The organism is Streptomyces sp. NPDC041784 (assembly GCF_055591025.1).
The window spans coordinates 1-11,178 of sequence record NZ_JBVJAB010000044.1 but is presented as its reverse complement, the minus strand read 5'-3'; the positions used below and the strand labels follow the sequence as shown (position 1 = coordinate 11,178).

The 11,178-nt window shown below is 67.9% G+C and carries 9 protein-coding genes and 2 pseudogenes; 8 read left to right on the top strand and 3 right to left on the bottom strand.

Annotated features, from left to right (window positions below):
• The coding region (locus ACZ6D7_RS43435; protein ID WP_469503456.1) for a tyrosine-type recombinase/integrase at positions 1–1,374 on the bottom strand (1,374 nt) is incomplete at its 3' end.
• Between the two features lie 2 nt (positions 1,375–1,376).
• Positions 1,377–2,613, bottom strand: a pseudogene (locus tag ACZ6D7_RS43430) (IS701 family transposase).
• Between the two features lie 166 nt (positions 2,614–2,779).
• Here ACZ6D7_RS43430 and ACZ6D7_RS43425 point away from each other — a divergent pair.
• The 8 genes and pseudogenes from ACZ6D7_RS43425 to ACZ6D7_RS43390 all read left to right on the top strand — a co-directional run bounded on the left by ACZ6D7_RS43425 (position 2,780) and on the right by ACZ6D7_RS43390 (position 10,333).
• Positions 2,780–3,184 carry a type II toxin-antitoxin system PemK/MazF family toxin gene (locus ACZ6D7_RS43425; RefSeq protein WP_469503454.1) on the top strand — a complete coding sequence of 135 codons (405 nt, stop codon included), beginning with the start codon at positions 2,780–2,782 and terminating at the stop codon, positions 3,182–3,184.
• 268 nt (positions 3,185–3,452) lie between these two features.
• The gene (locus ACZ6D7_RS43420; RefSeq protein ID WP_469503451.1) at positions 3,453–4,997 is read left to right on the top strand and encodes a hypothetical protein; all 1,545 of its coding nucleotides are present in this window, start codon (positions 3,453–3,455) and stop codon (positions 4,995–4,997) included.
• 612 nt (positions 4,998–5,609) lie between these two features.
• Positions 5,610–6,200 carry an isochorismatase family protein gene (locus ACZ6D7_RS43415; RefSeq protein ID WP_469503449.1) on the top strand — a complete coding sequence of 197 codons (591 nt, stop codon included), beginning with the start codon at positions 5,610–5,612 and terminating at the stop codon, positions 6,198–6,200.
• Between the two features lie 552 nt (positions 6,201–6,752).
• Entirely contained in the window at positions 6,753–7,232 is a 480-nt protein-coding gene (locus ACZ6D7_RS43410) for an IS3 family transposase (protein ID WP_469503448.1), read from the top strand.
• 27 nt (positions 7,233–7,259) lie between these two features.
• On the top strand, positions 7,260–7,673 hold the full coding sequence (locus ACZ6D7_RS43405; RefSeq protein ID WP_469503533.1) for a transposase: 414 nt from the start codon (positions 7,260–7,262) through the stop codon (positions 7,671–7,673).
• A gap of 438 nt (positions 7,674–8,111) precedes the next feature.
• Positions 8,112–8,348, top strand: coding sequence for a WD40 repeat domain-containing protein (locus tag ACZ6D7_RS43400; RefSeq protein WP_469503445.1), 237 nt, complete (start codon positions 8,112–8,114; stop codon positions 8,346–8,348).
• A 115-nt stretch (positions 8,349–8,463) separates the two neighbouring features.
• Positions 8,464–9,538 (top strand): annotated as a pseudogene (locus tag ACZ6D7_RS43395) (IS630 family transposase).
• Positions 9,539–9,700: 162 nt separating this feature from the next.
• A complete protein-coding gene (locus ACZ6D7_RS43390) occupies positions 9,701–10,333 on the top strand; it encodes an SMI1/KNR4 family protein (protein WP_469503442.1) in 633 nt (210 codons plus the stop codon).
• Positions 10,334–10,503: 170 nt separating this feature from the next.
• On the opposite strand, the gene ACZ6D7_RS43385 is transcribed toward ACZ6D7_RS43390, so the two are convergent.
• A partial coding sequence (locus tag ACZ6D7_RS43385) for a transposase (protein WP_469503440.1) occupies positions 10,504–11,178 on the bottom strand: 675 nt, incomplete at its 5' end.

Here is an 11,178-nt window from a genome sequence, read left to right as displayed (position 1 = left end):
AGACGGGAGACCGTGCTGCCCTGACCACCTCACAACGGGACATCGGGGGCTTGGAGAACTTTTCTGGGGGGGTGGGCCGAGTCGGCCCCCCGCCCGTCGGTCATGCTGGTCATCCGGTTCTCTCCGGGCGAAGGTCGGGTAGGGGCTGGCGGACGCGCGGCATGCCCAGGGAGACACCGCGGCTGCGGCGGACCAGCGCGACTGCCTCGCGAATCTGGGCCCGGTCCTCGTCGGTGAGGTCGGCGAGATCCTGGCGCACCCGCTGAACCAGACGGCGGACACGGGCAATCTCGTCGTCCGATGGTGTGGCCTCGGCCTTGGCCCAGGGGTCGGCGTTGGCGAAGGCGGCCAGACGCTCATGGTTGCGCAGCAGGTCGGCCAGGTATGCCTCAAGATCGGGGAGGTAGGAGACGTCGGTGCGGAAGTGTCCGCAGCCCACGCAGCGGAATCGCACGGGGCAGTCTGGCCGCCGGCCGCAACGTTGGATGGTTCAGTGCAGGTGCCGTAGGGGACTTGGACGGAACCGATGGCGCGGCGGGCGTGTTCGGAGTCGAGCAGGGTTTTGGCCTGGCGCCAGATGCGTGTGCCGTGCCGGTCGAACTTCATGGAGGTGACCCGCTCGACAGCTTCGCGCCGGCGTTTCTCGCCGACGCGGTAGTACCGCTGCGTGGTGCTGGCTTCGCGGTGATCCATCAACGATTGCAGAACGTCCCGGGGGACCCCGGCGTCGGCATGCCGTTGTGCGTAGGTGTGTCGGTAGGCGTAGGGGTAGATCTTGTTCTTGTCGAAGGGCAGCATCGTGGTGACCCGGTTGCCGTCTTCGACGATCACGGTGGGGACCAGGAAGTCGGGCAGGCCCTTCACCCAGGCTCGATGCTGTGCCGACACCCACTCGTAGGTTGTCGCCTTCGTGCCGTGGGGGTTGGCCAGGGTGGCGGGGAAGAGTTTGAGCTTGTCGGCCGGGGTGTTGGGGAAGCGGGCGCGGGCGCGTTGTTGCTGCTTGATGATGAGTGCGGCGGTCGCGCCGGGGATCGGTAGTCGGCGAGCGTGCCGAAGGTTCTTGGTGTTGTCGTAGACAAGGACGGGGCTGCCGTCGCTTTCGCGGTCGAGGCACTGCCATGGCAGTTTGCAGATCTCGTTGGGGCGCCTGCCGGTGTCGATGATCAGCTCGATGGCCGCGCGGACGTCTGTGGAGCTGACGGTCTCAAGGGAGTCGAGGTTGGCGCAGAGCTGCCGCATGACTTCCGCAGGCAGGTCACGGCCGGCTTCGGAGTCCTCGGGGTCGTCGGGGATGTCCTCCTGGCGGAGGGCGAAGTCGTCCGCCAGGCCGTACAGGGGCTGGCCGGGCTTGGTCAGGCCCAGGGGCCGGAGCATGCTCAGCATGCTTGAGCGGCTTGACGCCGGTAGTGGCTGGTCTGGGATCGGGCCTGGTGGCGGCGTCGCCAGACGGACCAGCGAAGTCGATGGACAGGGTCAAAGACGGTCCGGTTGACGAGCGTGATGAACAGTCGTTGGATCTCGTCACAAGTGAGCGGTATCAGCTCGTCGGGCGAGGGATGACCCTCGTGTTCGTTCGCGCGGAGGACAGCGAGGAAGGCATGCGCGAGCATGGCCAGGTGACCCAGCGGGACCAGGACGGGTAGCGGCGGACCTGGTGCTCGTCCGGGGCCGCCAGGCCCTTGCCGGACTGGAAAGACTCCTCGACCCGCCGCCTTGATCCAGCGACGCGCACCAGGGTGGTCAGCGGCACTGCGGCAGGCGAGTAGCAGCGGTAGTAGGCACGTTCGCCGGTGCTGCGGTTGCGGCGGATCAGCAGCTGCCGGCTCCCGGGCCGGGGATCGGTGAGGTCGATGACGGCCCAGTCGTAGAAGCGGTGGCCCTTGGCTCCGGCCCCTGCGGACAGCTTCTGCCAGGCCCTCTTGGGCACCTTCCTGGCCAACATGTCGGCGCGAAACCTCCCGGCGCCTGTGGTGACTTCGTGCGAGCTGGCCACCGCGAGGACGTAGCCGGTGCCGCGTTCCTCCATCGCGGTGCGCAGCCTCGGGTTGCCGCCGTCGACCTCGTCTCCCGCGACCCGGGCGGCCCGATGGCCGGCGTCGAGGAATCGGGTGACCATGCGAGCGGCCAGCTCCGGCTTGGTCGCGAACTCCGTATTGTCACCGAGGCCGGCGGCCCGGCAGCGGTCGGGATCGGAGGTCCAGGAACGCGGAACATAGAGTTCCCGGTCCACTGCGGCGTGCCCGCGGCGGCCGGCGTAGACCAGGTAGACGGCGACCTGGGCGTTCTCGATCCTGCCCGCGGTGCCGGTGTACTGCCGCTGGACTCCAACGGTGTCGGTGCCTTCTTCACGTCGCCGGTCTCGTCGACCACCAGCACCGCCTCGTCGTCGTGCAGATGCTCCACCACGTAGTCACCGACCTCGTCGCGGACCTGGTCGGCATCCCACTTCGCCCTCCCGAGCAGGTGCTGCATGCCGTCCGGGGTCCTGTCCCCGGCCCACTCGGCGATGGTCCAGCAGTTCTTGCGCGGCAGGTCCGACAACAGGCCGAGTACCAACTTCCGGGCCCGGCGTCGGGATTCGACCCGTGTGAAGCGTCCCGCTACCCGGCTCATCAGGCCCTCGAACGCCTCCTGCCAGCAGGCAGGGACTACGCTGTGACCTGCGGCCACCGCGTGATCGTTTGTCTTCACACACCGGTGATCATCGGTGGCCGCACCCGTCTCCACACCGCGTCAGGTCGCGCAGCGTCTGCCTGCCGTCCTGTGTATCGGAGGGCTTGTGCAACGTGGCGAAGTCTGGTGGGTCCAGTTCGACGAGCGGAGGTTGGTCGTACTGCTGTCAGGAGACGACGCGTCCGGGATCCAGGTGATGCAGGTCGTCGCTCCGGCGGGCCTCGACATCAGCGGTCTGGGCATCGAAGTGACGGTCGGCGCCGGTGAAGGGCTGCCGCTCGAAGGCGTGCTGCGGCTCGCGTTCCCGCGTCCAGGCTTCACCCCGTGCACGTGGCTGACCACCGTGTCCCGGGACGACCTGATAGAGCGGGCGGCCGTCCTGTCCTCCAGGAAGCTCAGCGAGATCGACGATGCCCTCCGACTCGCTGAACAAGCACAGGAGCGGACCCCGGCAACGACCGCGAAGCTCAGCGAGATAAGGGACGCCCTCCGTCGCGGTGAACTCGGGTAGACGGAGAAGGAGCCGACGCCCGCGACGGATGGGCGATCTCGGGCGAGATGATCCACGCTGGACACCTGCCGCCTCGACGCCCCTCACCATCGAGATCACGATCTACGGCTGGAGTATTCCGTCTCGGCTTCCGTCTCGCTCAGCGCCGAGGCTTGATCAGGCGGGTCTCCCCCCCTTGATCTGCCATGTCCGTGACATGGCTAGGATTGATCGACTTCGGGGTTTGAGGGGGAATTTGATGATGGTGCGATGGAGATCGCTCGCTTTCGTGGGTGTGGCCGCGCTGGCACCGCTGGTCGTTTCCGCCGCTTCTGCGCAGGCGGCGCCGGGCTCACTGACCGTCACCACGCTGGGGCGGCACGGCAGTAAGGTCTCGACGACGGTCACGGTCGTCGCCGTTCCGTCCGGTCAGAGGTACAGCGTCAAGTCCGGCAAGCGGATCAGCCTGCCGTCGGGGCGCTACATCGCGATGACCGACATCTACGAGAGCAACTCGGACGGTCGGGTCACCGACACCATCGGCGCGAAGGTCGTCACGGTGTCGGGCAGCACGTCGGTGACGCTCGACGCGCGCAAGGGCAAGGCCGTCAAGGTGTCGCTCGACACGCCCGCCGACGTGACCGGCCCGCCGCGGATCAGCGCGCAGGTGTGCGCCGCCACCGTCAGCAACATGCCCTCCGCCGTCAGCGTGGGCGGCTGGAACGACGAGGGGGCCCTCTACGCCATCCCGAACTCCTCCAAACTGCTGCAGTTCGGGTACCTGGCGCAGTGGTCGGGCAACGACAGCTACGTCGCCGTGAAGAACACCACGGGCATCCCGACCGCGCCCGGTGGGTCGTTCAAGCGGTCGAACATGGCGACGATGCGCTTCTCGGTACGCGACGGTACGCAGATGGCCCGTCAGAACGGCACCGCGCTCCAGGCCCAGCCGAAGGTCGACGACTGCACGACCGACCTGATGGCCCAGGTCCACGACGACAGCGCACCGTACAGCGCCACCGCCCATGTGACTCCCGGGACGTGGCAGCCGCGCGACGACATCTACACGAACAACGGCGACCACGTGGGTGGCGGGTTCCCGAAGGTCAGGACGCTGAAGGCGGGGCAGAGCGCCACCCAGTCCTTCGGCCGGGCCGTGTGGGGTCCGATCCACCATCTGCCGACGGTCTGGCAGAAGTCCGTCTACTTCGTTCCGGACGCCCTGATCGGCGACCCCGACGTCGGTACCACCGGGGCCGACCCGACGAAGGAGACGGTGGTCCTGTCCAAGGGAAGCACCACCGTCAAGAAGAAGACCCTGACCAACTGGGGCAACAGCGACGCCTCGTTCTCCGCCCGCATCCACTCGGCCGGCTGGTACCGCCTGACCGTCGACGCGAAGCGCTACCGTCCGGGCATCACCTTCCCTGCCGGCATGCTGTCGTCACGCATCACCCTCGACTGGCGCTTCAAGGCCGACCCGGCCAAGTCGACGGTCGCGCCCGTCTTCCTGACCCGCTTCCTGCCCACCGGGCTCAACACCCACAACCAGGCCGCACCGAACAGCACCACGACGGTCGGCGTGAGTGCCGTGCGCGGCGCCCAGAACACCGACACGAAGTTCACCAAGGTGACCGCCAAGTCCGTCAAGGTCTGGTCCTCCGCCGACGGCGGCAAGACCTGGAAGGCGGCTACGGTCAAGCACTCCGGCTCGACCTGGCAGGCGTCCGTCCACAACCCGGCCTCCGGCGCCGTCGCCCTGCGCTCCGAGGTGACCGACTCCGCCGGGAACCGTTCCGTGGAGACGGTGTACCGGGCGTACGCCATCGGCTGAGGCCGCTCTCGCCCGAGCTTGCAGGTTCGCATCCCGCCGAGTGCACACAGATCAAGGGCTCGGCGGGGCGCGACCTGGCTCACCTGCACGCGGCGTCTCGGCCCCGACGCGCAGGGCACGCCGGCGGTGCGCCGGTCACGCTGGTTGAAGCGGCGCTGGTGGGCTTTGCGCTCACCGGGGCGCGCGGCGCTGCGCAGCGACTTGCGCGTCAGCTGCGGGTAGCCGTCCTCGTCACGAACGGTGCTGACCAGGTAGCCCTTGCGGACTGCGACCATATCGTCGGTTCCCCGCGCCCGAGCGGTGTTGTGCTGGGAGGCCCACGGCGGGCGGTGGTGGTACGTGCGTGACATGAACCTCTCGTCCCCTTCCACTTCTTCCTGCCGCTGCTGCGGCGTGCAGTGCTGCACCAAAGAAACCGCTACTACTAGGTGAAGGGGCCCGGGGGGAGGAGAGGGAGGGGGGTGGCGAGCAGGAGGGCGGTCCGCGCGGCGCTCTGGACGCGCTTGCCAAGTACGTCCCGGTGGGGTGAGTGACTGGCGAGTCCTGCGTTCTGCCCGCGGACGGAGGGGCGACCATATCGATGATGGGTTCACCCAAGGGAAAGGTTTCGCCGTGCGCCGTGCATTGATCGTCGTTGATGTGCAGAGGGACTTCTGCGAGGGCGGCAGCGTTCCGGTGAAGGGCGGTGCGGACAGGGCCGGTGCCATCGCCGATCTGGTTCGGCGTGCTGACGGGAGTTACGCGTACATCGTCGCCACCCGCGACCACCACATCGACCCGGGCGACCACTTCTCCGAGCACCCGGACTTCCAGAACTCCTTCCCCGAGCACTGCGTCGTCGGCAGCCAGGGAAGCGAGTTCCATCCGAACTTCGCGCCCGCCGTCACCTCAGGGGCCGTCGACGAGGTTGTCTACAAGGGGGCACACTCCGCCTCCAAGAGCGGTTTCGAGGGCTCGACCCAGGACGGCACGTCACTGGCCGACTGGCTGCGTGCCCGCGACGTCAGCGATCTCGACGTCGTCGGCATCGCCACCGACCACTGCGTGAAAGCCACCGCGCTGGACGGCGTACGAGCGGGCTTCGCGGTCCAGGTCCTGCTCGACTACACGGCCGGCGTTGCCGCCGACACCACCAGCACCGCGATCAGCGAGCTGCGCCACGCAGGTGTGGCGCTGAGCGGCGAGCCCGTCGTCCTCGCCTGAAACAGCTTTCCGCCGTAGGGACCGGCTTTCTGCGCTCGCACTCGATCACCGCGAACTCGGCAACCTCGACGACGGTCCATGTCCTCGCCGGCGCCGGCGTGACCATCCTCTGCATCGGGGACCTCGCCGTCGGGGCGCCCGCGGCCGGGGTCGTCGTCCACGCGCACGCGGTCGCTCCCTGATCACGTACATCTCTGGCTACTCTGGCCCCGCAAAGGGGAGCGCAGGAGAAGACTGGGGTTGCACGGGAGCGGGCGAAGAGCGGCCACCACCGCAATATTGGTCGGCACCATCCTGGCGGGGTGCTCTTCACCACCCAGTCCCGGGGATGAAGCCCTCGGCCGTGTGCGCGACGCCTGCACACAGCTGGGGTTCAAGGACGGCACGAGCGTCCCCTCGGGACGCCGGTGAGCGGGATGACCTGCTCACCACCGAGGAGAAGGAAGAGCTCGCCCAGCTGCGGCGGGAGGTGCGGGAACTACGCCGGGCGAATGAGGTCCTGCGGACGGCCTCGGCTTTTTTCGCCGCGCAGCTCGACCCGACCCGGCCCAGGTGAGAGCGCTCCTCGACGAGCACCCGCACCTGGGGGTCGAGCCGGTCCTGCGGGAGCTGCACATCCCCTCCTCCACCTACGACCGCTGGCGCCAGGCCGAGAAGGAGCCCTGCGAACGGATCCGCCAGGACACCGAGCTGACCGGACAGATCCGGCAGATCCACCAGGACTCCGGCGGCACCTACGGATCGCCCAGGATCCATGCCGTCCTGAAACGCGAGGGTGTCCACGTCGGCCGCAAGCGGGTCGAGCGGCTCATGCGCCAGGCCGGCCTGGCCGGGATCAGCCCTCGCAGGAGTAAGGGCTTCACCCGCCGGGACCCAGACGCCGAAATCGCCCCTGACCTGGTGCAACGTGACTTCACGGCACGCGCACCGAACCGGCTGTGGGTCACTGATCTGACCATGGTCTGCACCCTGGAGGGACCGCTCTGGCTGTCGGCGATCCGCGATGCCTTCTCCCGCAGAGTCGTGGCCTAGGAGACCTCTGCCCGCGCGGACGCCGACCTGGTCCTCACCTCGCTGGAGTACGCCCTGGCCAGCCGCGAGGTCGCCCCCGGCGAACTCGTCCACCATGCCGACCACGGCACGCAATATACGTCCATCAAGCTCACAACGCGCCTGGTCAGAGCGGGTATCCAGGCGTCGATGGGCTCGGTCGGCGACTCATACGACAATGCCCTGGCGGAGAACCTGTGGATGCTGGTCAAGACCGAGTGCATCCGCGGCCGCGTCTTCGCGACCAGGGCCGAGGCCAACCTCGCGCTCTTCGAGTACATCGACGGCTTCTACAACCCCCGCCGCATCCAGAAGCGGCTCGGCTACCTCAGCCCCATCGAGTTCGAGGAGAAGCACTACGCCGACCAGGCAGCAGCCGAACAAGTGAACCTGAAACCACGTCAACCCGCCCTGACCAGCTAGTCAGCCGCTCCCGCACAGCGGGGGAACCTCAACCTGACAACTCAGCTGTTACGGCAGCTGAGGCGGCTGGCTACGCCGACACCTACGAAGGCGCCGCGAACGATCTCGCCTACGCCGCGCGGCTGGACAGACAGTGGGACGACCTGGCCAACGCTGTGAGTGAGGCGCTGGACCTGTTCGAGAACAATGCTGTCTTGCTGGACCCGGGGACACTCGACGACGAGAGGCAGCAGGCGCAGGAGAAGGTCGCGAGCATCGACACCGACAGCCTCTTGAACACGGTGAGACAGGAGTGGCGGAAAGGCAGGCGGAATAGCCTTCCAGGGCCACCGCAGGTTGTGGGCCGGGCCCGGATAAACACGACCGCTGGGAAACCATCACCGAGGCCCCGCCCCCACACCGCCCCCCACTCCTGCCGAACATCCGGCAGCTGAACCCGTGACGGCCCCACCTGCCGTCGCCTTCCCTCAGCCCAAGGCCGAACGCTCCTCGCCCACCCGGACGCCCCGGACGCGCCACGGCTTCAAGGCCGTTTATCCCTTCACCGGCCACAAGGTCGCAGTCCACGCGGTGGCCTTCTCCCCCGACAGCATGCTCCTCGCCACCAGCGATATCGACGGCGCGGTGTGGCTGTGGGGGCGCCGCCTACGAAGGACAGTGCCAACCAGACCCTAAAACGCCCCCGGCCACCCCGAAGGCCGACCCAAGTCCTGACCGACCGAACTACTGAGACCTTTTCGGGTTGCGTTCGGGTGGTGACGTTGGGTGATCCCTGCGGTATGCCGGTGCTATGCGGTACGCGGATGGTGGGGGCCTGACTGCTGAGCGGCGGGCTGCGCGTGAAGGGATCCGGCTGGAGGCCGGGCGGAGGTTCGCTCGAGGTGACAGGAATTCGGTCATCGCCAAGGACCTGCGGGTGAGCGAGCGTTCGGTGGAGCAATGGCGCCGCAACTGGCGTGAAGGCGGCATGGAGGGTCTGAGGTCAAGGGACCCACGAAACTGGCGAAGCTGTCGGACGAGCGGTTCGCCGTGCTGGAAAAGGAGCTGGCCAAAGGTCCGGCCGCGCATGGCTGGGAAGATCAGCGGTGGACTCTGGAGCGTGTCAGAACACTGATCGGCCGCCAGTTCGAGGTCAGTTGCTCGATCGCGGGAGTGTGGCGGCTCCTGCACCGCCACGGCTGGTCCTGGCAGAGCCCGGCCCGCCGTGCGCTGGAACGTGACGAGCACGCGGTCGAGCTGCGGAAGAAGGACGTGTGGCCGCAGGTGGAAGCACCGCGGCGGCGCTCGGGGCCTGGATCGTCTTCGAGGACGAGGCCGGGTTCGCGATGACGCTGCCACGCGCCCGCACCTGGGGCCGGCGCGGACACACCCCCGTGGTCCGGGTGCGCGGACGCTCCCGACGCCGAACCTCGATCGCCGCGATGTGCCGCCACCGGCCCGGCGAGAGGTCCCGGCTGATCTACCGGCCCCGCTTCCACTCGCTTCTGAAGGGTGCACGCAAGAGCTTCGCCTGGCAGGACCACCGCGACCTCCTGGTCCGCGCGCACCTGCAGCTCGGCGCCCCGATCATCGTCGTCCGGGACAACCTCAACACCCATCGCGCCGCGGGACCGCGTGACTACGCCGCAGGCCACGACTGGCTCACGATCGTCCAGCTTCCCTCCTACAGCCCAGACTTGAACCCGGCGGAAGGGGTCTGGTCCCTGTTACGGCGAGGCCCGATGGCCAACACCGCATTCACCGACCCTGACCACCTCACCCGCACCCTCCGCCGCGGCCTCGCCCACATCCAGCACCACCCGGAACTCATCGACGGCTGCCTCACCGAAACCGACCTGACCCTCAACCCCGGCACCCGAAGCTAATCCGACAAGGTCAGTAGACACTCCCGACCAAGTTCGAGCCGCGTTCGATGCCGGACCATAAATGACAAGTTCAGCTTGAGTTTTAACCCTCAGTTGGCGGGATTCCATGGAGTGCACGACGTCGGGCGACGGCGTGTCAGTGTCGACCGTTAGTCTCCCGCTGTGGGCGAGATACGAGGCCAGGACGATGGGCCGTCCTTTGCGTGGCGGGATCTGCTGCAGCGCTGGAGTGACGAGTGGCTCGATCCGGTGCTGCATGAGCAAGAACGCACAGAACCGTTCCCCGACGAGGTACGCAGGACCCGCTGGCTGGGTGCCGCCGGGGCCACCTGCGAGGAAGTCGGCGCACTGGAGGAGCGCCTCGGCGTCACGCTGCCGATGAGCTACCGCCAGTTCCTGCTGACGAGCAACGGCTGGCTCAACACCACCCACGGCATAGACAGGATCCTGGCGGCCCAAGAGGTGGGATGGACCCGGGACCTCGATTCCGACCTCGTCACCGGCTGGACCAGCGGATACGGTGATGCCGACTTCCGGGTCGATGACGACCAGTACTTCGTCTACGGCGAAGCCCAGGACCCGGTCTCGATCCGACCCGAGTACCTGCCACACACCTTGAAGATCAGTCATACGCCGGACGCCACGGACATCTACCTTCTCAACCCAAGCGTGGTCACCCCAGACGGTGAGTGGGAGGCCTGGTATCTCGCCCACTGGCTGCCCGGCGCATTCCGCTACCGGTCTTTCTGGGACCTGATGAACGACGAGTACAGAAGCTTCCGCGACGAGCGGTAACCCGTTAGCCTCGATCTTGCATGACGGTCCGCCGACGGAGTCGGCGGACCGTTTCGCTTTCGGTGGCTGATGGTGGGCATGGTGGCGGCCCGGGTGTCGCGTCGGGTGGGCGCCGGGTTCCACTGCTCCGGGTGGGGTGGTGCTGGTCGTCGGGACGGGTGGACGGCTGGTCAGTCGGGGGCGGGGAGTTGGGCGAGCCGGTCGAGGGCTGCTGTGATCTCGTGGGTCCAGGGCCAGTGGGCCGCGAGGCGGAGGATGCGCCGGCGTCCGGTGGTGACGAGTTGTGCGGCCGTGGTGAACAGGCGGAGTCGCAGTCGGCGGGGTTCCCATAGCCGGGCCTTGCCGGTCAGGGCGAGCATGGGCATCCAGGCCAGCAGGTCCAACGCGATCTGCACGATCTCGAGCCAGATGTGGTTCTGGGCGGTGTCGTGCAGGGGCAGGTTGCGCAGGCCGGTGGCCCGGGCGGCCCGGATGCGGTCCTCGGCCCGGGCACGCAGGCGGTGGCGGAGCTCGAGTGCGGCGATCGGCAGGCCGGTGGTGTTCGTCGCGAAGCACGTGAGACGCATGCCGTCCGCGTCGGTGAGCCTCAACTGGGCCCCGGGGTGTGGTCTCTCCTTGCGGACGATGAGCCGCATACCTGTCGGCCAGCCGGTCAGGACATCGCCGGTGAGTTCGGCGACCCAGACGCCGTCCCGGATCTCGCCGTTCGCCTCGACGGCCGGTGTCCAGGCGGATGCGGGGACCTTCAGCACGTGTTGGTGGATCGCGTCGGTGATCACCATGCCGACCGAGTAGGACAGCCAGCGTCCTCGCTTCGCGAGCCAGGCGACGAAGTCGTGGGTGCC